This window comes from Campylobacter iguaniorum (assembly GCF_000736415.1).
GTDB lineage: Bacteria > Campylobacterota > Campylobacteria > Campylobacterales > Campylobacteraceae > Campylobacter > Campylobacter iguaniorum.
This window is the reverse complement of record NZ_CP009043.1, coordinates 1,096,653-1,121,447: the sequence shown is the minus strand read 5'-3', so window position 1 is coordinate 1,121,447 and position 24,795 is coordinate 1,096,653. Positions and strand designations below refer to the sequence as shown.

Annotated in this window: 25 protein-coding genes; 12 read left to right on the top strand and 13 right to left on the bottom strand. The window is 35.6% G+C overall.

Going from position 1 to position 24,795, the window contains the following annotated elements; translation table 11 throughout:
* The first annotated feature begins 1 nt into the window (after position 1).
* Positions 2-1,300 (top strand): TolC family protein, encoded by a 1,299-nt coding sequence (locus CIG1485E_RS05570; protein ID WP_038454530.1) that lies wholly within the window; start codon positions 2-4, stop codon positions 1,298-1,300.
* The gene (locus tag CIG1485E_RS05565) at positions 1,301-2,560 is read left to right on the top strand and encodes a ComEC/Rec2 family competence protein (protein WP_038454529.1); all 1,260 of its coding nucleotides are present in this window, start codon (positions 1,301-1,303) and stop codon (positions 2,558-2,560) included. It abuts the gene before it with no gap.
* Here the strand turns inward: CIG1485E_RS05565 and CIG1485E_RS05560 are convergent.
* From CIG1485E_RS05560 to CIG1485E_RS05550, 3 genes are all read right to left on the bottom strand, one after another.
* On the bottom strand, positions 2,519-3,775 hold the full coding sequence (locus CIG1485E_RS05560; RefSeq protein ID WP_051870939.1) for an ArsS family sensor histidine kinase: 1,257 nt from the start codon (positions 3,773-3,775) through the stop codon (positions 2,519-2,521). The genes CIG1485E_RS05565 and CIG1485E_RS05560 overlap by 42 nt on opposite strands.
* Positions 3,772-4,446, bottom strand: a complete 675-nt coding sequence (locus CIG1485E_RS05555; protein WP_038454528.1) for a response regulator transcription factor — start codon at positions 4,444-4,446, stop codon at positions 3,772-3,774. Before CIG1485E_RS05555 ends, CIG1485E_RS05560 begins: the two co-directional genes overlap by 4 nt.
* Positions 4,447-4,523: 77 nt before the next feature.
* Positions 4,524-5,939 (bottom strand): Do family serine endopeptidase, encoded by a 1,416-nt coding sequence (locus CIG1485E_RS05550; protein ID WP_038454527.1) that lies wholly within the window; start codon positions 5,937-5,939, stop codon positions 4,524-4,526.
* Positions 5,940-6,103: 164 nt separating this feature from the next.
* On the opposite strand from CIG1485E_RS05550, the gene CIG1485E_RS05545 reads away from it, so the two are divergent.
* The 10 genes from CIG1485E_RS05545 (at position 6,104) to CIG1485E_RS05500 (ending at position 16,518) form a co-directional block, all read left to right on the top strand.
* Positions 6,104-6,973, top strand: a complete 870-nt coding sequence (locus tag CIG1485E_RS05545; RefSeq protein ID WP_038454526.1) for a DnaJ family protein — start codon at positions 6,104-6,106, stop codon at positions 6,971-6,973.
* Positions 6,974-7,376: 403 nt separating this feature from the next.
* Complete coding sequence (locus CIG1485E_RS05540) at positions 7,377-7,748, top strand: heat shock protein transcriptional repressor HspR (RefSeq protein ID WP_038454525.1); 372 nt, start codon at positions 7,377-7,379, stop codon at positions 7,746-7,748.
* Positions 7,749-7,753: 5 nt separating this feature from the next.
* Complete coding sequence (locus CIG1485E_RS05535; protein WP_038454524.1) at positions 7,754-9,379, top strand: cation:proton antiporter; 1,626 nt, start codon at positions 7,754-7,756, stop codon at positions 9,377-9,379.
* A 5-nt stretch (positions 9,380-9,384) separates the two neighbouring features.
* Positions 9,385-10,830 (top strand): potassium/proton antiporter, encoded by a 1,446-nt coding sequence (locus CIG1485E_RS05530; RefSeq protein ID WP_038454523.1) that lies wholly within the window; start codon positions 9,385-9,387, stop codon positions 10,828-10,830.
* Between the two features lie 9 nt (positions 10,831-10,839).
* Positions 10,840-11,601: a TSUP family transporter gene (locus CIG1485E_RS09420; protein WP_038454522.1), complete on the top strand. Its 762-nt coding sequence runs from the start codon at positions 10,840-10,842 to the stop codon at positions 11,599-11,601.
* Positions 11,602-11,669: 68 nt separating this feature from the next.
* Positions 11,670-12,350: a F0F1 ATP synthase subunit A gene (locus CIG1485E_RS05520; RefSeq protein WP_038454521.1), complete on the top strand. Its 681-nt coding sequence runs from the start codon at positions 11,670-11,672 to the stop codon at positions 12,348-12,350.
* A 197-nt stretch (positions 12,351-12,547) separates the two neighbouring features.
* Complete coding sequence (locus tag CIG1485E_RS05515) at positions 12,548-13,081, top strand: thiamine phosphate synthase (protein WP_235183841.1); 534 nt, start codon at positions 12,548-12,550, stop codon at positions 13,079-13,081.
* Positions 13,082-13,135: 54 nt separating this feature from the next.
* Entirely contained in the window at positions 13,136-14,554 is a 1,419-nt protein-coding gene (gene gatB / locus CIG1485E_RS05510) for an Asp-tRNA(Asn)/Glu-tRNA(Gln) amidotransferase subunit GatB (RefSeq protein WP_038454520.1), read from the top strand.
* A 12-nt stretch (positions 14,555-14,566) separates the two neighbouring features.
* Positions 14,567-15,457, top strand: coding sequence for an NAD(P)H-dependent glycerol-3-phosphate dehydrogenase (locus CIG1485E_RS05505; protein ID WP_038454519.1), 891 nt, complete (start codon positions 14,567-14,569; stop codon positions 15,455-15,457).
* Entirely contained in the window at positions 15,454-16,518 is a 1,065-nt protein-coding gene (locus tag CIG1485E_RS05500) for a glycoside hydrolase family 3 N-terminal domain-containing protein (protein ID WP_038454518.1), read from the top strand. Before CIG1485E_RS05505 ends, CIG1485E_RS05500 begins: the two co-directional genes overlap by 4 nt.
* On the opposite strand, the gene CIG1485E_RS05495 is transcribed toward CIG1485E_RS05500, so the two are convergent.
* From CIG1485E_RS05495 to CIG1485E_RS05450, 10 genes are all read right to left on the bottom strand, one after another.
* Positions 16,513-16,947: a hypothetical protein gene (locus CIG1485E_RS05495; RefSeq protein WP_038454517.1), complete on the bottom strand. Its 435-nt coding sequence runs from the start codon at positions 16,945-16,947 to the stop codon at positions 16,513-16,515. The two genes, CIG1485E_RS05500 and CIG1485E_RS05495, sit on opposite strands and share 6 nt — an antisense overlap.
* Positions 16,940-17,812, bottom strand: a complete 873-nt coding sequence (rarD, locus tag CIG1485E_RS05490; RefSeq protein WP_038454516.1) for an EamA family transporter RarD — start codon at positions 17,810-17,812, stop codon at positions 16,940-16,942. The genes CIG1485E_RS05495 and rarD overlap by 8 nt, the downstream gene beginning before the upstream one ends.
* Positions 17,809-18,555 carry an amino acid ABC transporter ATP-binding protein gene (locus CIG1485E_RS05485; RefSeq protein ID WP_038454515.1) on the bottom strand — a complete coding sequence of 249 codons (747 nt, stop codon included), beginning with the start codon at positions 18,553-18,555 and terminating at the stop codon, positions 17,809-17,811. The genes rarD and CIG1485E_RS05485 overlap by 4 nt, the downstream gene beginning before the upstream one ends.
* Before the next feature lie 8 nt (positions 18,556-18,563).
* Positions 18,564-19,196, bottom strand: a complete 633-nt coding sequence (locus CIG1485E_RS05480) for an amino acid ABC transporter permease (protein ID WP_051870994.1) — start codon at positions 19,194-19,196, stop codon at positions 18,564-18,566.
* Between the two features lie 22 nt (positions 19,197-19,218).
* On the bottom strand, positions 19,219-19,971 hold the full coding sequence (locus tag CIG1485E_RS05475) for a transporter substrate-binding domain-containing protein (protein ID WP_038454513.1): 753 nt from the start codon (positions 19,969-19,971) through the stop codon (positions 19,219-19,221).
* A gap of 108 nt (positions 19,972-20,079) precedes the next feature.
* Entirely contained in the window at positions 20,080-20,640 is a 561-nt protein-coding gene (gene pgsA / locus CIG1485E_RS05470) for a CDP-diacylglycerol--glycerol-3-phosphate 3-phosphatidyltransferase (protein WP_038454512.1), read from the bottom strand.
* Complete coding sequence (locus CIG1485E_RS05465) at positions 20,637-21,422, bottom strand: enoyl-ACP reductase (protein WP_038454511.1); 786 nt, start codon at positions 21,420-21,422, stop codon at positions 20,637-20,639. The genes pgsA and CIG1485E_RS05465 overlap by 4 nt, the downstream gene beginning before the upstream one ends.
* Positions 21,422-22,318: a 4-hydroxy-tetrahydrodipicolinate synthase gene (gene dapA / locus CIG1485E_RS05460; protein WP_038454510.1), complete on the bottom strand. Its 897-nt coding sequence runs from the start codon at positions 22,316-22,318 to the stop codon at positions 21,422-21,424. The genes CIG1485E_RS05465 and dapA overlap by 1 nt, the downstream gene beginning before the upstream one ends.
* Positions 22,315-23,562, bottom strand: a complete 1,248-nt coding sequence (locus tag CIG1485E_RS05455) for a M16 family metallopeptidase (protein WP_038454509.1) — start codon at positions 23,560-23,562, stop codon at positions 22,315-22,317. The genes dapA and CIG1485E_RS05455 overlap by 4 nt, the downstream gene beginning before the upstream one ends.
* On the bottom strand, positions 23,562-24,620 hold the full coding sequence (locus tag CIG1485E_RS05450; protein WP_038454508.1) for a quinone-dependent dihydroorotate dehydrogenase: 1,059 nt from the start codon (positions 24,618-24,620) through the stop codon (positions 23,562-23,564). The genes CIG1485E_RS05455 and CIG1485E_RS05450 overlap by 1 nt, the downstream gene beginning before the upstream one ends.
* Between the last annotated feature and the right edge of the window lie 175 nt (positions 24,621-24,795).

Genomic DNA, 24,795 nt, shown 5'->3' with positions numbered 1-24,795 from the left:
TTTGAAAAATATATTGGTTATTTTACTTGGATTTTTATTTGCCGGGTGCGCTGCAAAGAGTTTGAATTATGAAGTAAAAGAAGTTAGCTTTTATGAGCCAGTTTGGTATATAGATTTTAACCAAAGCACTCTAAATTCGCTTGTCAAAACGGCTCTAAAAAATAATGAAGATGTAAATGTAGCAGCTCTTAACCTAAGGCAAGCTCTTTTAAAAGCTGGAGTAGCAAAAGATGATCTTTTCCCGACTGCCCAAGCTGGAGCAAAGGCGACAACCCAAAGAGATATTTCTACATCAAATGATTGGAAAAATGGCTTTTCTAGTAACTTTTCTTTGAGTTATGAGCTTGATATTTTTGGTAAAATTTTAGACAATTATGATGCAAGGCTTTGGGACGCAAAAACAAGTGAGCTAGACTTGCAAAATCTAAAGCTAACTATCGTAAATTCAGTCGTTGATACGTATTTTAATATACTTTATGTAAATGACGTGGTGCGAAATTTGGAGCTGAATTTAGAAAATCTAAAATCCCTTGATGAACTCGTGAGATTAAAATATGAGCTTGGCAAGGAGGAGATTTTGAGTGTGCGACAAAGCAAGCAAAATATCTTAAACGTGCAAAACCAGCTTTTAAGCCAAAAAAGAGCCCAAGAGAGCAACTATGAGATTTTAAAAAATCTAACAAGAAGCGAGATTTTGCTTGATAAATTTAGTCTTGAGGCGGTGCAAACTACAGATATCGGGCTTGAGATTAAATTTGAAGAGCTTGGCAAAAGACCAGATATAAACGCTGCGATTTCTAAGCTTAATTCTAGTTTTTATGATTATAAAATAAGCGAAAAAAATCTCTATCCAAGCGTGAGTTTAGGGGCTAGTTTGAGCGATTCGGCGAGCAAATTTAGTGATAGTTTTGGATTTAATATACTTGGTGGAAACTTAAATATAAACTTGCCATTTTTGGATTATTCAAGGCTAAAAAAACAGATAAATATCTCAGAACTTGAGTTTAGAAAAAATGTTTTAGGCTATGAAAAAACACTAAGCAATGCAGCAAATGAAGTCATAAAATACGTTGGTTTTTATGATATTGACAAAAAAAGATATCTAAATTTTGAGCAAATAAAAGAGCATAATCAAAAAATCGTGGAGATTTATGAGAATAAATATGATTTTGGTAGGGTGGAGTTAAAGGATTTGCTTGAAGCTAAAAACGCTTTAATCTCAGCTCAAAACTCACTTTTAAATCAAAAATATCTACTTTTAAACGATGAGCTAAACTATTATAAATCAATAGCTAAATAGATGAAAATATTTGAAAATACAAGGCAAATTGCGATTTTTGTGGCGGTTTGTCTTTGTATTTTTAGCCTAAATTTGGCTTTTGAGTATTATAAATTTAGTAAATTTACTAGCAAGGATTATGCGTTTTTGGACGCAAAAGTCTTGCAAAACTATCAAAAAACTAAAAACGATAAAAGTTATTTTGTATTAAAGCTTCGTGCAGATGATTTTGAGTTTTATACAACAAGCAAAAAAGAGATCCAAGCAAACTACCTAAAAATCGGCGTTATAACCAAACAGGTTAAATTTAAAGATTATATAAAAGGCGTATTTTATATGCCAAATTTCAAAATAGAGAACTTGCAAAAAGAGCCAAATCTAAAAGACAAACTCCAAAATTTCATCACCTCTCAGCACCAAAGCCCAAAGCTAAAGGAGCTTTACTCAGCGCTTTATCTCGCCACGCCTATTAGCAAGGATTTGAGGGGCGACGTGACAAGCTGGGGCATAGCTCACATCATCGCAATCAGCGGATTTCATCTTGGGATTATATTTGGGGTGATGTTTTTTATCATCAAATTTGCCTACGCAAGGCTTAGCGATAGGTTTTTTCCGTACAGAAATATCAACTTTGAAATCTCGCTTTTTATATTTGTTTGTCTTGGATTTTATCTGTGGATTTTGGATTTTACGCCTAGTTTTTTACGCTCGTATGTGATGGGCGTGGTTGGGTTTGTGCTAGTGAGCTTTGGGCTTAAGGTTTTTAAGATAGAAAATCTACTTTTGTGCGTCATTTTATCTATGATTTTTGTGCCAAATTTAGTGTTTTCAATAGGATTTTATTTTTCTTGTTTGGGTGTATTTTTTATCTTTTTATACATTCATCATTTTGGGGATAAAAAGGATCTCAAAAGCCCTAAAATGATGATTTTGCACGGCTTAATGCTTGAAATATTTGTATTTAGTGCGATGAATTTGCCAGTATTTTACTTCTTTAGTCCAGCTGGTTTGTTTCAGCTTAGCGTCATACCTTTGGGTTATGTTTTTGTGTTGTTTTATCCTTTGAGCGTGTTTTTGCATATTTTTGGAATCGGCGGGATTTTTGATGAGCTTATGCTTAAATTTATCCAATACGCCGATACAAGCACTCAGATTTCAACGCCATTTTGGCTATTTGTGGCTTTCAATCTTGCCTTGCCATTAGCCTATAAATTCAAGCTAGTGGCAGTTTTGGTTGGGCTAGCTGGAGCTATTTTGTTTTTTGGTGGACTCGCCACCTAAGCCACAAAATTTAAATATATTTAAGCCGTTTTTATACTCGTATTCCAAATTTAAACCGTGACTTTTTAGAATATTATCGACGATGTATAGCCCAAGACCAAAGCTTTTTTTGGCGTTGCTGCCTTGGGTGAAAGGCTCGATGTAGTATGCAAGGTCGTTTTCTAGTTTTTGACCTTGAGTGATAAATTTGATACTATTTTCATTTACTGAGATTGTGATATGCTTGTCGTTTGAATATTTTAAGCCATTATCTATCATATTTTTAAATGCGATTGAGATGAGCTTGAAGTCTGCGTTTATGCTAATATCGCTAATTATATGCACGCTTACGTACTCTTTTTCTACCATTGCTAGATCTATTGCTTCATCAATTATGTCTATTATGTTGCATGGTTTGGCTGTTTCTATAAGTAGGCCTGAAGTCGCTCTTTCGACTGCGGCAAATTCATTGATAAGGCTCTCAAGTCTTTCAAAAACACCGATTAATCTCTCTTGATTTTTGTTTTTTTCTATCATCTCGGCAGTGATTCTACCTTTTGTGATTGGGGTTTTTAGCTCGTGCATGATATTTCGCAAGAAAAGTTGGCGTGAGTGGTTTAGGTTTTTGATCTGCGTCACTGCGTTGTAAAAGGCGTCTGCGACCTCTGAAATCTCATCGTTTCCAGTGGAGATATTTTGTATATTTAGATCGCCAGTAGCGAATTTATCAATCTGTCTTTTTAGCTTTCTTAGTGGTTTTATCTTTTTGATGATAAAGACATAAGTTACAAGAAGTATGAAAAATACAAGCCCAAATATTACTTTGATTATATCGTATCTGTATGGCTGATAGTCATTGTCTTTAAGGAGCAAAGTCGTGTCATTGTGCGAAATTTTTAGATAATTTTGCTTTTTGTAGAGCAAAATCGCACTAGATCCAATCTCTGCTGAAATCTCTTCTAGCACAAGGGCGTTTTTTAGGATTTCATCTATTTTTGCTTTATTGCTAAGCTTTGACATATCAAGATCTTTTGTCTGATTCTCGTACTCTTCATCGCTTATAAGCTCATTTAAGTGAAGCAAGGTCGCTCTTGCTACGACTGAGTATTTTGTGTTTAGCTCTCTTGAATAGTTTTGTTTGTCATAGTCCATAAGCCACAAAAAAGCTAGAAATATACTAGTCGTTGCGATGACAAAAATAAAGGTTATAGTGTAAAATATAGATGAAAATTTCATTGCTCTAGCTTGTATCCTACGCCTCTTATAGCGTGAATGTATTTTGGATCTTTTGGATTTTCGCCAAGCTTGGCTCTAATGCGTCCTATGATGACGTCGATGCTTTTGTTTGTGCTGTCTTCATTGATAGAATCGCAGTTGTATATCAGCTCTTCTCTGCTTATGGCTCCGCCTTCTTTTTTGATTAGATAGCTTAGTATGTCATACTCTGCGACTGTTAAATTTAATGGGACGCCCTCTAGGGTAATGATATGCTTAAAATCATCACAAACTAGATCTTTTTTGATTGATTTTGTCTCTTCTTCGGTTATGCTACGTCTTCTTAAGTGGCTTTTTATGCGGGCTAGAAGCTCTTGGGGATTATATGGCTTTGGCAAATAATCATCAGCGCCAAACTCAAAGGCATTTACTTTGTCGCTTAGATCGTGTCTTGCGCTTGAGATTATGATAGGTATGCTGTGTCTTTTTCTGATCTCTTTGCAAACTTCAAGCCCGTCAATTCCTGGTAAAGTAAGATCAAGTATGGTTAGGTCAAATTTGCTTGTATTTAGCGTAGAAAGTCCGATATATGGGTCATCGCAGGTTGTTACTTTTATATCAAATTGCTCAAGGTATTCAGTGAGTATCTCAGCAAGCTCTAAATCATCTTCTATCATTAAAATATTTATCATTATAATCGCCTTTTATTAAAAAAGCGATTATAACTCACTAGGATAAATATTTGGAAATTTTTCAAATTTGGACTAATCTATTTTAAAACAAGTCCCATAAGAACGCCTAAACGGTTAATCCAAATCATAAGTTTTCTATCTTGTTTTCTACTATTTTTTAGCTCTTTGACGTAGTCATCTATGCTATTTATTGTTGTTTCATTGACTTGGATTATCACATCTCCTACTTCAAATCCTGCATTTGCGGCATTTGAGTTGGGTGCGACTTCTGCGATGATGATACCTTTTATATCTTTTGGAATTTGGTTTTTAGCTCTTACATCATCACTTAAATTTTTTAATGTCAGCCCGTCTGAGCTATAGTCGTTTTTCTTAACAGCGCTTGTATTATCCATATCTATGAGTTTTAGCTCAGTTGTGCTATTTTGACCAGCTCTTTCGTAAGTGACTTTTATCTCTTTATTTGGGGCAAGTGAGCCTATGATATTTTTAAGGTCGGTTGCATTTTCTACATTTTGATCATCGATTTTGATTATTAGGTCGCCTCTTTTTAGTCCTGCTTTATCGGCTGGTTTATCTTTTTCTACATTTGAAATAAGAGCGCCTTTTTTGCTTTTATAAATCTCTTTTTGGTCGTCTGTGAGATTTGAAATCATAACGCCGATATATCCACGACTTATTTTGCCATCGGCGATAAGCTTTTGAGCGATTGTTTTTACCATATTTGATGGTATTGCAAAGCCAATTCCATTATTTCCGCCACTTCTACTAAGTATGGCTGAGTTGATTCCAAGCAACGCACCGCGACTATCGACCAAAGCTCCACCGCTATTTCCAGGATTTATACTAGCGTCTGTTTGGATAAAATCTTCGTATTGATTAAGACCTATGTTGTCTTTATTTAGTCCTGAAATAATGCCTTGAGATATACTTCCACCCACGCCAAATGGATTTCCTATAGCAAAAACAATGTCGCCCTCAAGGGCTTTTGAGCTGTCGCCAAAACTTATAGCTTCAAAGTTTTTTGCATCAACTTTTATGATAGCAAGATCTGTTTTTGGGTCGCTTCCGATGATTTTGGCTTTATATTCTTTTGAGTTATCAAGAAGTGTCACAATAATCTCTTCAGCATCTTCAACTACGTGGTAGTTTGTGACGATATAACCGTCTTTTGAGATGATAACTCCAGAGCCTAAAGATGTGGATTTTTGATTTCTTTCTTTTGGTAGTTTAAAATGAAAACCAAAAAATTCTTGAAAAAATGGATCATCCATTAAGCTATTTACGCCTTGTTGGACTTTAAGCGTTTTTGAAGTCGAGATATTTACAACTGATTTTTTAGCCTTTGCTATTGAGCTATTAAAGGATAAAACTGTGTTTGCGTCATTTGCTGGATTTATTCTGTTATAGTTGGTGTTTGCGTCATTGAAGCTTATATTTGCACCCAGCAGACTTGTCGCAGTTATTATAGAAATAATTGTTAGTTTTTTCATTATCATTTCCTTTTTTATTAAATTTGCGAAATTATATTATTTAGCGATAAATGTAAATTTAATAATTACTGTAAAAATGTAAATAATATTTGATTAAACTTGATTGACTTAGACTAAAGTTTTATGCTATAATGTATATAAAAAAGAATAAGTGAGGTAGTGTTATGAGTAATAGCTTGTATGAGACACTTGGAGTTGAAAAAAGCGCAAGTAGCGATGAGATAAAAAAAGCCTATAGAAAGCTTGCTAGAAAGTATCATCCAGACATCAACAAAGACGTTGGCGCTGAGGATAAATTTAAAGAGATAAATGCTGCTTATGAAGTGCTAAGTGATGATGAAAAAAGACGCCAATACGACACTTACGGCGATAGTATGTTTGGAGGACAGAGCTTCCATGACTTCGCAAATGCTCAAGGCGGCGCTGATATAAATGATATTTTGAGAAATATCTTTGGCGGCGGCGGCTTTGGTGGTTTTAGTAGTGGAGGATTTAGTAGTCGTGGCTTTAGCGGTTTTGATGGGTTTGGCGGATTCGAGCAAGATCTTGACATAAATAGCAAAATCACAGTGCCATTTAAAGCTGCTGTTGTGGGCGGCGAATACAATATAAATTTAAACTCTCAAAGTATAAAAATCAAAATCCCAGCTGGTATAAATAATGGAGAAAAATTAAGAATACGCGGCAAAGGAAAAAGCGCAAATGGCAAAACCGGCGATGCGATACTTAGCGTTGAGATCGCTAGCGATGATAAGTATAAAAGACAAGATGACGATTTATATGCCAATGTAGATATTCCGCTTAAAACTGCTTTATTTGGTGGGAAAATCGAGGTTGAGACATTTAAAAAAACTGTGAGTATGAAAATAGCTCCAAATACAAAAAACGGACAAAAAATTCGCCTAAAAGGTTATGGCGTGCAAAATAGAAAAACTGGGATTTTTGGCGATTTGTATCTTACGACAAATATTATTTTGCCAGATGTAGGCTCTCTGGATAAAGATTTGGCAAAAATGCTTGAAGAGAAACTTTAAATTTGGTCGCAAAGACAGACGAAAGATGTGAGCAAAGCCATCTATCTCTCACGCCTACGAAATAGCTATTTAAGGCTATCTTTGTAACGGCGTTCGTCTGCGAAATTAAAATAGAATTTGGGGTACCCCATTTATGGGGACTTTAGTTTGGTCAAGCTTTTTTAAAGATTGTCGCAAAGGTCGGCTCTGCTGACCTGCGAAATCAAAATAAGAGCTAAATGGTTGCGAAGCAACGGACTTTAGTGTTTGGTTCTTTAGCCATAGTTTCACTATGGCGTTAAAAGAACATAAAATGTTACGGGTTACCCTGCGTCAGTAGGGACTTTAGGGGTTTCCAAAGGGCGAAGCTCTTTGGTCGTAAAGACAGACTTTGTCTGTCTGCGAAATCAAAATAGGAGTTAAAATGGAAAATTATGAAGAGCCGGTGTATCTTATAAGTGTTGTTGCTAAGGTTTTAAGCATACATCCTCAAACCCTTCGCCAGTACGAAAGAGAGGGACTTGTAGAGCCTTCAAGGACTGGCGGCAAGATGAGATTGTATAGTCAAAAAGACCTTGATAGGATCAAAATGATACTTCGCCTCACAAGAGATCTTGGAGTAAATTTGGCTGGAGTCGATGTCATACTTAGACTAAAAGAGCAAATTGATGAGTATGAAGCACTTGTTGAAGAGTTAAAGTCAAATTTAGAACAAGCAAATAAAGAAAACACAAAAAGATCTTTAGTCAAAAGAAAAGATAGTTTTGACCTTATATTTTTAAACGACAAAAAGTAGGACAAATGGAACATTTTTTGGTGCTATTTTTGATAGCTACAGCTTTTGCTGTTGTTTTAAACGTATTTTTCAAAAGATTTGAAATACCAACCATTATCGGTTATATCGTGACTGGCGTTTTTATCGCTCAAATTTTTGGGCTGAGTTATGATACGGATTTGACGCATATTGCTGAGTTTGGAATAGTATTTTTGATGTTTACTATTGGACTTGAGTTTAGTTTCAAGCATCTTATGAGTATGAAAAGAGAAGTCTTTTTAAACGGAATAATCCAAGTCGTGATAACTGGAACGATATTTTCACTTCTAGCTCAATACGCTTTTGATATAGGTCAAAAAACAGCCATTATCATCGGATTTGCTCTTGCTCTTAGCTCGACTGCAATCGTCCTAAAGACCCTAAACGACAATGGCGACATAACTCAAATTTACGGTAGAAAAGCACTTGGAATCTTGCTATTTCAAGATTTGGCTGTTATCCCACTTCTTCTTATGATAGATATTTTTAGCTCCAAAACTAGCTCTATAGAAGATCTGCTAGTCACCACGATGACAAGTGCTGTGATAGTCATCATACTTTTGTATTTTATAGGAAAGTATGTTTTTAACTTGGTTTTGTATTTTGTGGTCAAGACAAACTCGCAAGAGATTTTCATCACAACTATTCTTTTTACTGTCGTTGGATCTAGCTTTTTGGCTCATTATTTTGGATTTAGCTACTCTTTGGGGGCATTTATCGCCGGAATGCTTATCGCTGAAACCCAGTACAAACACCAAATAGAAGCCGACTTGATACCTTTTAGAGATCTGCTTTTGGGGCTATTTTTTATCACAGTAGGCATGCAGATAAATTTTGAGATAATATTTAAAAATTTATTCGTAGTTCTTATTATTTTAGTCGATGTAATGGTCGTAAAAGTAGCAGTGGTTTATGCGCTTTTGCTTTTGTTTATCAAAAAAAGGGTTGCGATAAAAACCGCACTTAGCATCTGCCAAGTAGGAGAGTTTGCTCTAGCTATCTTCTCACTTTTAAATGTAAATAATATGCTAAATAATGAGATATCTCAAATTTTAACAGCAGTTGTCATAATCTCAATGGTTATAACTCCATTTATACTTAAAAATTTAGGCAAAATAGCAGACAAATTAGAAGAAGATGCTGGAGTCGATCTTTTTGAGCAGATAAAACCAGATTCGATAAACGGTCATTTTATCATTTGTGGCTATGGAAGGCTTGGTCAAGAAGTCGTAAATAGGCTAAAAACTCAAGGTATGCCTTATCTTGTTTTAGAAAGCGATTTGACTGCTGTGCAGCTTGGAAGAAGTAGGGGCGAGAATGTATTTTTTGGGAATGCAACTCAAAAAGTGACATTAGAAAAGGCTTGCGTGCAAACTTGCGCTGCAGTTATTTTAACTGTGAGTAATGAACAAAAACTCGAAATGATAGCAAATGCGATCAAAGATCTTGGCTATCCAGTAAATACCGTCATAAGATTTACAGGAACTGAAGAAAAACAACTTTATTCAAATTTTGGAGATAATTTTCATCTAATAAGAGAAGAAAGAGCTGTGGCTAGAGTGCTTATACATGAAGCCTTACAATGTAGAATTGATAAGAATATACAGGATTAAATTTAATGGAAAACGCGCTTATACTCTTTGGGCTACTGTTTTTGTTTAGTGTGATGTTTAGTAAGATTTCTGATAAATACGGCGTTCCAGCTCTCCTTATGTTTTTGGCTGTTGGGATGCTTGCAGGGAGCGATGGCATAGTGGGGCTAGAGTTTGACAACTCACAAATCGCAGCAAATGTCGGCACAATCGCTCTTATATACATACTTTTTGCTGGTGGATTTAATACTAGCTTTAAAGAAGTAAAGCCAGTTTTCAAGCCAGGTCTTGTGCTAGCTACTCTTGGCGTTGTGGTTTCAGCTGGTATAACTGGGCTTTTTGCTTATTATGTTATGCGATTGCCGGTTTTAGAGTCGTTTTTGTTTGGCGCAATTATTAGCTCAACTGACGCTGCGGCTGTGTTTTCTGTGCTTAGATCAAATGCCACAAAACTCAAAAACAACCTAGCTCCTTTGCTTGAGTTTGAGAGTGGAAGCAATGATCCAATGGCGATTTTCCTTACTATGACTATTCTTGGACTTATAGGCATTGGCGTTTTGCCAGATTATTTCACGCTTTTTTCAAATTTAGCCTTAGAGTTTATACTTGGTGGGGTTATGGGATATGGATTTGGTGTCATTATACCAAGCCTGATAAATAGAATCAAGCTCAGCCACTGGGGACTTTATCCAGTGCTTCTTTTAGCTCTTGTTGCGGTGCTTTTTGGTGTGACTGAAAAAATAGGTGGAAATGGATATATAGCAGTTTATATGGCTGGAATTTTTGCAAACAAAAAAGAGTTTATTTATAAGAAAAATTTGGTCGGTTTCTTTGATGGTGTTGGCTGGATGATGCAGATATTTATCTTTTTGACTCTTGGACTTTTGGTTTTCCCAAGCGAACTACCAGAAGTTGCTTTATATAGTTTTATTATGGCTGTAGTTGTGATGTTTATAGCTAGACCAATAAGCGTTTTTATCTCATTAATCTTTTCAAGATATTCAAAAAAAGAGAAGTTTTTTATATCTTGGGTTGGGCTTAGAGGAGTTGTTCCTATCATACTTGCGACCTATCCACTCTCAGCTCCAGGCGTGCAAAACTCCCAGCTGATTTTCAATACCATATTTTTTATGGTTTTGATCTCTGTGCTAAGCCAGGGCACTACGCTTAAAAAAGGTGCAAGGTATTTTGGAGTAGTAGAGCTTGGCTCAAATGATCCAATCAGCTTATCTCACATCCCAATATCGTATAATCACTTAAAGCAATTTACAATAGGAAAAAACTCAAAAATAATAGGAAAAAACTTAACAGAGCTAGAGTTGCCTGATGACTTTTTGATACTTCTTGCTAAAAGAGGAAATGAATACATAAAAGCCGGTGGTTCGTTTGAATTTGAAGAAAATGACCTTCTTTTGATACTTTGTGACAATGAAATCAGGTATCAAAAAGTGTTGGAAATTTATCAGTTTTAAGGATTTGATGTGGAATTTGAACTTTGGGTTTATGGGCTTTTATTTTTTATAGCTGTTTTTAGTGGATTTGTCGATGCGATCGCTGGAGGAGGCGGACTGATAACGATACCAGCTCTCATTTCAGTAGGTATCCCAGAGCATGTCGCACTAGCTACGAATAAGCTTCAAGCAACTTTTGGAAGCTTCACAGCTGCTGCAAATTTTGGTTTAAAAGGTATGATTGATTATAAAAGCATTATAATTGGCATCATTTTTACTGCAATTGGCGCTATTTTGGGTACTATTGGGGTGCTTTTGATAGATCCAAAACTGATAAAATATCTCATACCATTTTGTTTGATTGCCATATTTTTATACACTATTTTTAGACCAAAAATAGGTGAAGAAGATAGAGCTAAGAAGATGAGTTCAAAAGCATTTTATATCATTTTTGGTATTTTAATAGGCTTTTATGATGGATTTTTGGGGCCAGGAACTGGGTCGTTTTGGATGTTTGCTATGATTGCCTTGCTTGGAGTTCATATGAAACAAGCAGTAGCAAACACAAAAGCCCTAAATTTCGCCTCAAATGTCGTATCTTTGATAGTGTTTATTGCTGGTGGGCAAATTTTGTGGATACTTGGGCTGATCATGGGCGTTGGTCAAATGCTTGGAGCATATCTTGGCTCAAAAATGGTTATTAAAAAAGAGGTTAAATTTATAAAAACAATGTTTTTGATAGTCGTTGCTTTAACTATTTTAAAGCTTGTTTATGATTTATTATTTAAATAAACAAATTTACTTAAATTTAATCTAAACTTAGATATAATCGCAACAAATTTTTCACAAGGCTGTAATCGATGAAAGACCTGTTTTTATTTTCTGAAATGATTGTGCATGGACATAGTTTCACTTATCTTTTCCATCTTATTTTGGTTGCTATTATCGTTTTGGTAGTCGCAAAATGTGCTACTAAATCTATGCAATTAGTTCCTAGAGGCTCTCAAAACCTGCTAGAAGCTTATCTTGAAGGTATCGTATCTATGGGACGCGACGTAATGGGAAGCGATGAACTTGCTAAAAAATATCTACCACTTGTTGCTACAATCGGACTTATTGTCCTTACAAGTAACGTTATAGGTATAATTCCTGGATTTGAAGCTCCAAGCTCAAGCTTGAATTTGACCCTTTGTCTTGCACTTTGTGTGTTTTTATACTATAACTTTGAAGGTATCAGGACTCAAGGTGTTATCAAATATTTCGCGCACTTTATGGGACCAAACAAAATCCTAGCTCCACTTATGTTTCCTATCGAGATAGTTTCTCATCTTTCACGTATAGTTTCACTATCTTTCCGTCTTTTTGGAAATATCAAAGGTGATGATCTTTTCTTAATGGTTGTATTAAGCCTTGCTCCATGGGTTGCTCCGCTTCCTGCGTTTGCACTTCTTACTTTTATGGCGCTTTTACAAACATTTATATTTATGATTCTTACTTATGTTTATCTTGCTGGCGCTGTTGTCGTAAGCGAGGAACACTAAAAAATTGATATCTTTTATTAGATATTTACTTCACTTCTTACTTGGCGCCTCTTGGGGCATTTTGCTCCTTGGCGCCATACTCTTTGTTTATAATTTTTACCATTTTGGGATTTTAATTTCTTTTATTTGTGGCGGATTAATAGGCGCTATTTTGGTCTTATTTTTTTATCTTTTGATACTTGTTTTTGAAGCCAATGTTGAGCTACGCAATAACAGATCCTAAATACTACTCAAATTTAAGTGAAGCTTTTGCTAAATTTGAGCGATTAAAGAGCGCTGATTTTATACTTTTTAGAGATAAGGTTTGTAGCGATTACGCTTTTAGAGCTACTAAATTTACTCAGTTTAAATCTAAATTTAGTGCTAAATTTATTTTGCATAATGATATTGATTTGGCTCTAAGCTTAAAAGTTGATGGCATTCATTTTAGCAGTAATAATCTTGAAAATATTAAGTTTGCTCCATCAAATTTAATCAAATTTGCAAGCACTCACAGTATAAAAGAGATAGAAATAGCTCATAAATTTGGAGCTGATTTTATCACTTTTAGCCCCATTTTTTCTACCCCAAACAAAGGCGAACCAGTCGGAATAAAAACATTAAAAGATATAGTAAAAATCTCACAAATCCCAGTCATCGCACTTGGTGGGATAGTAAACAAAGAGCAGATTTTATCTATAAAAGACTCAGGTGCGGCAGGCTTTGCTTCTATAAGGTATTTTGCTAATTAAATCTTAAATAAATTTGTGCTAGAATGCAAGAAATTTGTAATAAGAGGTAATTTTATGTTTGAAACAATTATAGGCCTAGAAGTGCATTGTCAGCTCAACACAAAAACCAAGATTTTTTGTAGTTGCGGCACTAGTTTTGGCGATGAGCCAAATACACACGTTTGCCCTACTTGTTTGGCACTTCCTGGCGCACTTCCAGTTTTAAATAAAGAAGCTGTGAAAAAAGCAATTAGCTTTGGAAAAGCGATCAATGCAATAGTAAATAAAAAAAGCGTTTTTGATAGAAAAAATTATTTTTACCCAGATCTTCCAAAAGCGTATCAAATTTCACAATTCACTATTCCAATAGTTGAGGGTGGAGAGCTTTTTATCAAAGTCGGCGATGAGACCAAAAGAATAGGCGTCACAAGAGCGCACCTTGAAGAAGACGCTGGTAAAAACAACCACGGCACAAATAGTAGCTTTGTTGATCTAAACCGTGCAGGAACTCCGCTACTTGAAATAGTAAGCGAACCAGATCTAAGAAGTAGTGATGAAGCTGTGGCATATCTCAAAAAACTTCATTCTATACTAAGATTTTTAAATATCAGTGACGCAAATATGCAAGAAGGATCATTTCGCTGCGATGTGAATGTCAGTATTCGTCCAAAAGGTGATACCAAGCTTTACACAAGGGTTGAGATAAAAAATCTAAACTCATTTAAATTTATCCAAAAAGCCATCGAATACGAGGTAGAACGCCAAGTTATTGCTTGGGAAGATGGCAAATATGATGATGAAGTTTATCAAGAAACAAGGCTTTTTGATACTACAAAGCTAGTTACAAAATCAATGCGTAGTAAAGAAGATAGCGCAGAATATCGCTATTTTCCAGATCCAGACTTGCTCCCAGTCATCATACCTGATGAGATGATGGCCGAGGCTAGCGTGCTTCCAGAGCTTCCAGATGAGAAAAAAGCTAGATATGTAAGTGAGCTTGGAATCAAGCAAAGCGACGCAGAAGTTATCGTCAGTAGCTATGAAATGGCAAGATTCTTTGAGGATTTAGTAGGGGCAAAAAACTCACCAAAACTAGCTGTAACTTGGCTTTGCGTAGAGCTTTTGGGTCGTCTTAAAAACGGCGTTACCATAGAAACAAGTCCAGTAAATAGTGCTAAACTTTCAAATTTGATATCTAGGATAGAAGACTCAACTATCAGCCAAAAAGCCGCAAAAGATGTGCTTGATTATCTTATAGAAAACGATGAGAGCGTAGATAGTGTCATAGAAAAACTTGGACTTAAACAAGTTAGTGATGACTCTGCGATACTTTCTATCATCGATAGCGTTTTGAGTGCGAACGGAGATAAAGTGGCTGAATACAAAAGTGGAAAAGACAAGCTATTTGGCTTCTTTGTAGGACAAGTGATGAAAGAGGGCAAGGGTGCGTTTAATCCAAGCAAAGTAAATGAATTACTAAAAACAAAATTATAAAAAGTCATAAAAATGAAAATAGCAGTCATCGGTGCTGGCAAATGGGGTCAAGCGCTTTACCATGCATTTAGTCAAAAAAATGAAGTTGCTATAAGCTCAAGAACCAAAAAAGATATACCAAATTTTATAAGCATAAAAGAGGCTTTAGAATACGAATATATCGTCTTTTCTATAGCTACCCAAAGTATTAGAGAGTTTCTTGGGCAAAATTTCGTGGACATGGGACAGAAAATTTTGGTAGCTTCAAAAGGCATCGAGACTAGCAGCGGGAAGTTTATAGATGAGATATTTTGCGAATTTACTAGCCGTGAAAATCTCGCCTTTTTAAGTGGGCCAAGCTTCGCTACTGAAGTTCTAAAGAAACTTCCATGCGCGCTTGTAGTAAGTAGTAGCGATCACGGTTTAGCCAAGACTTGGACTGAGGCTTTTCCAAATTTTATCAAGGCTTACGAGAGTAGCGATGTCATAGGTAGTGAGATTTGTGGAGCTTATAAAAACGTTATTGCCATAGCTAGTGGGATTTGTGATGGGCTTGAGCTTGGGAATAATGCAAGGGCGAGTCTGATTGCAAGAGGGCTTGTCGAGATGAATAGATTTGGCTCAAATTTTGGAGCTAAAAATGAAACGTTTTTGGGGCTAAGTGGGGCTGGAGATCTGTTTTTGACGGCTTCAAGCTCGCTTTCGAGAAACTATAGAGTTGGTCTTGGGCTAGCCAAGAATCAACCACTAGAGCAAATTTTAAAAGAGCTTGCAGAAGTCGCTGAGGGCGTCCCAACTGCGTATGCTATAACAAATTTAGCCAAACAAAAATCGATCTATGCGCCAATTGCCACAGAGGTTTGTGCTATGCTTGATGGCAAAAATGTCCAAGAATCACTAAAAGATTTGTTGAAGAAAAAATGAAAAAAATCCTTTTAACTATTTTATTTATAACTCAAATTTTTGCTAATGAGATCAAAGACGATGAGCTAAAAGCTATGATTGGTCAAATGGTAATGGTGGGTTTTAGCTCATCAGATCCAAACGATAAGTGGGTAGATCAACTCGCTATCGATGCAAAAAATCGCAGATTAGGCGGCATCATGCTGCTTGCTAGAAATATAAGCTCAAAAGCGAATTTGAAGAAGCTGACTTCTAAATTTAGCACGCTAAATTTGCCAAATAAGCTATTTATATCCATAGACGAAGAGGGTGGAAATATAAGCAGATTTAAAAATTTTGATGATTTTTTGCATTTTGCTTCAGCTTATGAAGTTGGTCAAAAACAAAATTTATCTCAAGCGCATAAAACATACAAAAGTATGGCAACTCAGCTAAAAAGCTTGAATATAAATTTAAATTTTGCTCCAGTTGTTGATGTCTATAATCCAAAATCATCTATAATAGGTCAAAAAAATAGAGCTTTTAGCGTAAATTCAGATGAAGTGAGTGCCTATGCAAGTGAGTTTATAAGGGCATTTGATGAAGTCGGAGTGCTAAGCGTGCTTAAGCATTTTCCAGGACATGGCAACGCTATCAAAGATACTCACAAAGAAAAAACTGTTGTAAATAATTATGATTTTGATGAGTTAAAACCGTATTTTGAACTGATAAAAAGAAAACAAGCCAAGATAGTTATGATAGCTCATGTTTTTGTGCCAAGCTTAGACGATGCAAATCCAGCTATATTTTCTAAGCAAATAGTAACAAATTTGCTTAAAGGCAGCTTGGGATTTGACGGAATTGCCATAAGCGATGATCTTTTAATGGGAGCCATAAAAGAGCATAGCTTAGAAGAAAGAATAGTAAAATCGATCAATGCTGGAGTCGATATAGTGCTTATCAGCGAGTATTTTTTAAACAAATCTAACTCAATAAAAATAGCAAATGATATTATCTACAACGCTGTAAAAAGTGGCAAAATAAAAGAGAATAGAATACAAGATGCCTATGAAAGAATCATAAAAGTTAAAAAACTTTTATGAGCTTAGGCTTTCAAATTTATTTTTCAAATCGCTTTTCATCTCATCGCTTATTGCCTTTGCATCTTGCATATTTTGCATGATGAAATCATCTAATTTGCTCAAAAATCCAAAAAGTTTTTCTTCCCAAAGATCTTTATCTTTGTTGTTTGTATTCATAGTTTGTATGAAAACTAGCTCTTTAGAGAAGTTGCTGAGTGCTTCAAGGCAACCATCCATATCGCTAGTTTCTAGTATTTTAGCGTCTTGAACTAGCTCTTTTAGCATCAAAATTTTCTCATCTATAGCATTGCAAAAGTCGCTGTAATAGCCTAAATTTGGATTTGTTTCTTCTATGTCAAGTCGTTTTGTAACTCTTTTTATCTGTGCGTTTAAAACTGCTCCCACAATCATCACAGCAATTAGCATTAGTATGATATCTTTTTCAGCCATGTTTTCTCCAAATTCCATTTATTCCAGCTATCCCAAGACTTATCCAAATCAAGATAAAGCTAGTTAATTTATAAATATCTAAGCTCTCATTATACATAAAAACTGCAATCAAAAGGCTTAAAGTAGGGCTAATGTATTGCAAAAATCCTATCGTAGAAAGTCTAAGATATTTAGTTGATGCATTAAAAGTAAGCAGCGGAACGATAGTCACAAGCCCACTTAAAATAAGTAAAATTCCATTTAGACTAAAGCCAAAACCGCTTTTTCCAAGATACAAAAGATAGCCTAAATAAACCAGAGCAATTGGAGCTATAAGCAAGGTTTCTATAAAAAGACCTTCAAAAGTAGGTATGCTGACCTTTTTTCTAATAAGCCCATAAAGCCCAAAAGATAGTGGCAAGATGAGCGAAATGAACGGTAAATTCCCTAATGCATAAACTTGCAAAGCAATTGCTATAAAAACTATAAAAAGCGAGATTTTAAGAACTAAATTTAGCCTTTCTTTTAAAACGATAGCACCCAAAAGTATGGAAATAAGAGGGTTTATGAAATATCCAAGACTTGTTTCTAAAATCTGATTTTTGCCAACTGCATAGATGAAAATTCCCCAGTTTAGAGCTATCAAAACTCCAGTTGTAAGCAGCGTAAGAGCGACTTTTTTGATGCGTAAAAGTCTTTTTACATTAGACAGTTTGCCTTGTAAATTTAGCAGTGCAAAAAGTATAAGAGCTGACCAGATAATACGGTGAGCCAAAATCTCAGTAGCACTAACGCCGTCTATAAATTTGAAGAATATAGGAAAAATTCCCCACATTACAAATGTGGATATGCCTAAAAATAGGCCAGTTTTATCATTTTGATTCATTGATTAGCGATATTTCCAAGAAATTTTAGTATTCTTGGGTTTTGTTGATTTGTGAAAAACTCTTTTGGATCTTCTATTGTGATGATGTTTCCGCCCTCCAAAAACATAATTTTGCTGGCAACTTCTCTTGCAAAACTTAGCTCGTGAGTTACTAAAATCATAGTTTGCTTCTCTTTTGCTAGTAGTTTTAGAGTGTTTAGGACTTCGCCCACTAGCTCCTTGTCAAGCGCGCTTGTAGGCTCATCAAGTAGCAATATATCTGGCTTTAGAGCGACTGCTCTTACTATTGCGACGCGTTGTTGCTGACCGCCACTTAGTGAGCTTGGATACATGCCTACTTTATCTTGCAATCCGACTTTTTGTAGTAAATTTAGAGCGATTTGTTTTGCTTCATTTTTATCCATTTTTTGGACTACTATTAGACCTTCTGTGACATTTTCAAGAGCGGTTTTGTGTGGGAAAAGATTGTAATTTTGAAATACCATTCCCATTTTTCTTCTTAAGCTTAGCGTCTCTTTTTTGCTTATGTGCTTAGCAAAATCAAGTTCCAAAGAGCCATCGCAAAAGCTAATAATGCCACTATTTGGAGTTTCTAGTAAATTTAAAGAGCGTAAAAGCGTGGTTTTGCCACTTCCACTTGGTCCGATTATAGCCAAAACATCGCCTTTATTTACGTGAAAGTTTATATCATTTAAAATTATATTATCATTTACGGTTTTATTTAAATTTTTTACATTAAGCATATTTTACCTTATAAATATTTGCTAAATTTGGCTTCTAGTTTTGTTTGCAAGTACCCTAAAAATATACATATAACCCAGTAAACGAGCGCTGCTTGGGAATAAACTCTTAAAAACTCATAGTTTTGAGCGGCCAATGTTTGAGCCTCTCTAAATAGCTCAGTGACTAAAACAACTGAAGCTAGCGAGCTATCTTTAATGAGTGCTATAAATGTGTTTGAAAGTGTCGGCAGGGCTATTTTAAATGCTTGCGGGGCTATGATTTTAGTAAATGTATCGAAGTTATTCATGCCTATGCTCCAGCCAGCTTCCCACTGTCCTTTTGGCACAGCCAATATACTAGCACGCAAGGTTTCGCTAGCATACGCCCCGATATTTAGACTAAAAGCAATTATGGAACTTATAAATGGATTTAGCGTTATGCCTATGTTTGGAAGTCCGTAAAATATGATAAAAAGTTGAACCAAAAGTGGTGTGCCTCTTATAATGGAGATATAAAAAGCACATATTAGTTTTGTAAATTTGATGAATCCATTTTTGCTTTCGTCTATTCTTATGATAGCAACGACAATAGCGATGCTAATGCCGGCTATAAAAGATATAAGACTTAAAGGAATGGTGAATTGCACCGCTCCTTTTATCATCGGCAAAAAGGATTCAAGGTAGTTATTCACTTATATCTTTCCCGAAATATTTCTCTGAAATTTTCTTTAAAGTGCCGTCTTTTTTCATCTCGTTAAGAGCTATATTTATCTTATCTCTAGTATCAGTTAGCTCTTTTCTAAACAAAAATACACTCCTAGTGCCTTCGCCTGTAGTAAATGCAACTTTTACGTTTTTATCGCCAGTTGTTGTTATATAGTTTAGTATAGCAAGATTATCATTCATAGTGCCATGAGCTCTTCCTTGGCTTACTGCTTTTAGTGCTTGAGCAAGACCATCTACTAAGACGATATTAGCACCATTTGAAACTGCAGTTTCGTAGTATGCGCTTCCTGTTGCTTGGGCTATTTTTGTGCCATTTAGATCGCTTAGAGATTTTATAGTATTATTATCAGCTCTTATGGCGACAGCAGCACTTGTCACTGTGTATGGATCACTAAGAGTGTAAAGCTCTGCTCTTTTTGGGTTATTGTTGCTGATTTGGTTTGCTATCATGTCAAAACGATTTGCATTTAAACCAGAAAATATAGCGTCCCAGTTGGTTTCATAAAACTCAGGAACAAAGCCGGCTCTTTTGGCTGCTTCACTTATCACTTCAACATCGTATCCGACTAGTTTTCCACTATTATCATGGTAAGTGAATGGATTGTAAGTGCCTTCCGTGCCTATTCTAAGAGTGTTTTGTTTGCTTGAGTTGTCACTACTGCAAGCTACAAATACAAAAGCAGCAAAAATCAAACTAAGTATTTTTGTCATTATTTATCCTTTTTAAATTTTTTAAATATTATCTAAAAAAGATAAATATTTAGATAATAGTATATATTTTTAAAACCAATTATTTCATAATTTAAATGCTATTTTGTCTTAATATATACTACTATTATATTTTTTAATATGTTTTATGTATATGAGTATATATTCAAGTCCAGAATACAAAGTAAGAGCTACTGCGATCCAAAGCAAAATATCGCCACCAAACCACCCCATAGTCAAAAATCCTATTGCTATCATTTGAAAAATAGTTTTTACTTTTCCAGCTATGCCAGCGCTTACATCTATATTTTCACTAGCCATCACAACCCTAAATCCAGTTATGAAAAACTCTCTTACTAATATAAGATATATCGCCCAAGGATTTGCACGATCAATCATCATAAGACCCAAAAAAGCAGCCAAAGTAAGCATCTTGTCAGCTAATGGATCTATGATAGCACCAAGTTTTGTTTTTTGATTCCAGTTTCTAGCTATGTATCCATCAAAAAAATCAGTAATACTAGCTATGACAAAGATAAGAGCACAGAAGTAATTTAGCCAACTAATGTAGGCTAAATTTGATACTCCGTCTATCTGAAGCAATAAAAAAAACAGTAATGGCGCTAGCAAAATTCGTATGAAAGCCAACGCATTTGGTAAATTTAAACTCATTTAAATGTAGTTCCACCATCAATGATAAATGTATGTCCAGTCACCCAGCTAGCTTTTGAGCTGCATAAAAATAGACATGCTCCAGCAAGGTCAGTTGGCTGTCCCATGCGACCAAGTGGGCTTAGAGCCGCAGTAGTATCGCGAACTTCTTCATAGTTTGTAAATGCTCTAAGAGCGTCAGTTTCGATAGGTCCGCCGCTTACGACATTTACGCGTATATTTTTCTCTCCAAGCTCAGTCGCAGCATATCTTGCCATAGCTTCAACTGCTGCTTTAGCAGTACCATGACCACTGTAATGCTCAATATAGACTAAATTTCCAGTTGAGCTAAGGCTGATAATGCTTCCGCCACCAACTAGCTCCATTCTTTTAGCTGCTTCTTGAGTTCCACAAACAAAGGCATTTACAGTCGCTGTAAAGATGTTGTTTATGCCGCGTGGTTTTAGCTTCATAAATTTAGTATACCCACCAGCTACTGCGCGACCAGAGATGATAGCATTTGAGATGAAAAAATCAACCCTATCAAAATCTTTGTCTATTTCTAAAAATAGCTCTTTGTAGGTTTCTGGCTCAAGGATGTTTAGCGGATAAGCTCTAGCTTTTATGCCGTATTCTTTTTCAAGCTCACTCGCTTGAGTCTCTGCCATCTCTTTGTTTGAGTTATAAGTAAAGGCGATATTTATGCCAACACGAGCAAATTCTAAAACTATGGCTCTTCCGATACCTCTTGTTCCGCCACTTATGACTAGAGTTTTGCCTTTAAATTCATCAGTAAAATTCATTAAAATCCTTTTATATCATAACTTTTCATAATCTCTTCAATCTTTTTAAGATTGTCCGTGCTTGGTTTGCAAAGTGGTAGTCTATACTCCAAAGAGTCTATAAGACCAGCTATAAACATCGCTGCTTTTATCGGTATAGGGTTGCTTTCGCAAAACATCACTTTGTTTATGTTGTATAGTTTGTCATTTATCTCTTTTGCTTTTAAAAACTCATTGTCAAGTGCAAAGTGAGTTAGAGCAGCTGTTTGGTCTGGAAGCAAATTTGAAGTAACAGAGATAACTCCTTTGCCACCATTGCTTAAAATAGGGTAGTTGATAGCATCTTCGCCACTCAAAACATAAAGTCTTGGCTCATGAGCTAGAAGATCCACACATCTATCTATGCTTCCACTGGCTTCTTTGACGCCATAAATATTTTCACAGTCATTAAATAGTCTTATCACGGTTTGTGGCGCTATATCGCATCCTGTGCGGCCTGGTACATTATATAAAAGCACAGGTATTTCGACTGAATTTGCTATAGCTTTATAGTGAAGATATAAGCCTTCTTGAGTTGGTTTATTGTAATATGGCGCTACTGATAGCACTCCATCTGCGCCATGAGATTGGGCAAACTCAGCCAAACCTACTGCTTCGTGAGTAGCGTTGCTTCCAGCTCCTGCTAGGACTTTGACATTTGTGTTTTTGCATACATTTACAGCTATTTCTATACAAACCCTATGCTCGTCGTGGGTCAAAGTAGCACTCTCTCCAGTAGTTCCTACAGGCACAACTGCGTCTATGCCGTATTTGATCTGTCTTTGTATAAGCTTTTCATATCCAACTTCGTCTAGTTTGCCGTTTTTAAATGGCGTAATGAGAGCCGTCATAGCTCCAAATATGGCTTTTTTACTCATTTTGTTCCTTTTAGTATTATCGTTGTAGAATTATCATCGGTAAAATATTTTTTAGCACACTCTTTAAGCTTTTGGCTCGTAATTTTTGCTGTGTTTTCTTCTAGTGAGAAAAGTGGCTCTATATCGCCTCTAGCTATGTAGCTGCCGTATAAATTTGCTAATTTGCTAGCACTATCAAGTGAGTAGATAAAATCTGATTTGAGTGAGTTTTTGATTTTTGTTATCTCATCTTCGTTTGCAAGCTCTTTTTTGGTCTGTTTTATGAGTTTTAGTAGCTCAGATTTGACCTTTTTGGCTTTTATTTTTGGATTGCAAACAGCTATGAATATAAATACGCCATCATCTTTGCAGTCCATTGGATAGGCGTAAATTTGATTGACTAAATTTAGCTCATCTATTAGTTTTTTGTGTAATAGTGAGCTTTTGCCACTACTTAGATACTCGCCAAGAGCGTTTAGAGCTACTTGATCTTCGTGATTAAATGGCGGGATTTTATAAGCGATTGCTACCATTTCTACATCGCTTTGCTTGTGAAGTATGACCTCTTTTGCTCCGTTTTGGACTGGTTCTTTGAAGTAAAACTCTGGAATATCTTTTGTGTTTTTGATATGGCTAAAATGCTTTGAAGCTATATCAAAAGCAGATTTTTCATCGATATCGCCAGTTATCATCAAAAATGCGTTTTTTGGCTGATAATAAGTCTGCCAAAACTCTTTTATATCGCTTATATCCCAATTCTCAATATCTTTAAAAAACCCAATCGGAGTCCAGCGATATGGATGATAGATGAAGGCGTTGTTAAAAAGTCTAAAATACAAAAAACCGATTGGATTGTTGTCTGTCCTCCAGCGACGCTCTTCTAAAACCACGTTTCGCTCTGGCAAAAACTCATCATTATCTAACTTTAAATTTTCCATTATATCAGAGTAAAGTTCAAGCGATTTATCTAAATTTTCATTTGAGCATTTTATAAAATAATGAGTGTAGTCAAATCCTGTGCTTGCGTTATTTATACCACCAAAGCCCTTTACTATTTCATCAAATTCTCCAGCCTTGCGTGTTTTGGTGGATTTGAAATTTAGATGTTCGAGCATGTGAGCGATGCCACTTTTGCCCATTTTTTCGTTTCTGCTGCCGACTTTATAAAATAGATCGATGCTAATTACATTTGAGCCTAAATTTAGTGGAGTGTGATATATTTCAAAGCCGTTTTCTAGCGTGATTTTACTAAATTTTGGTAGCATTATTTTCTCACGTCCACGCCAATTGCTTCGCAAATATTGCTAAATCCATCATTTGTCAAAAGTTCAACCAACTCTTTGTTTATTTTCTTACAAATTCCTGGCCCTTCAAAAATAAAACTAGTGTAAATTTGAACTAAGCTTGCGCCCATTTTTATGCGTTCGTAAGCTTCTTTGGCGTCATCTATCCCGCCGCAGCTTATAAGCACTGTTTTGCCATATATTTCATCGGCTATGGCTTTAAAAAATTCTCTACTTTTTTCTTTGATTATCTGTCCGCTAAGTCCGCCAAAATCTTTAGCTTTTGGGCTTAAAGAATAATCAATGCTTGTGTTGTTTAAAATAATTCCGCTAACGCCAGCTGCTACGGCTGCGTTGCAGATCTCTATGGCTTTGCTAGTTGGCATATCTGGAGCTATTTTTAAGAAAATTGGCTTAGAAGTGAGTGGTTTTAACGCACCTAAAAGCTCGTTTATAAAGCTAGTTTCTTGCAATGCTCTTAAATTTGGCGTATTTGGTGAGCTTAAATTTAGCACAAAAGCGTCACATAAATCCTTAAGCTCACGCACCAAAGTTTCATAATCGCTCAATGCTGATTCATTTGGTGTGACTTTGTTTTTGCCGATATTTGCAAGAAGTGGAATGCTAAATGGATATAGTTTTTCTACGCGAGATTTTATTTTTGTTACGCCATCGTTGTTAAATCCCATGGCATTTTGTATGCTTTTTTCTTCGATAAGTCTAAAAAGTCTTGGTTTTGGGTTGCCGCTTTGTGGTTTTGGGGTAAGTGTGCCATACTCCAAATATCCAAATCCAAGAGCGGTGAGAGGCTTTATCATAGTGGCGTTTTTGTCAAAACCACCAGCCAAGCCAACTGGATTTAAGAAGTTTATGCCAAGTATATTTTGAGATAATTTTGTATCTATATAGCAAAATTTATCTACCAAATAATCAGCAACAAATGGCAGTTTTATACCAAATCTCATACCGTATTCTGCTATATGGTGAATGGTTTCTGGTTGAAATTTGAAAAATATTTTTTTTATATCGCTGTAGTCCATTGTCTTCCTTTAAAATCTATAATTCTAACTAATATTAGCTTAAAATAACCATTAAATTTGGCTTTAAGCCAAGCTTCCAAGTTTTAATTTTCTATAAATTTCACATTCGTTTTCTAGCGTTTCGTCATTGCCAAAGCCTACTATTTTGCCACCATCTAAGACTGCGATTTGGTCG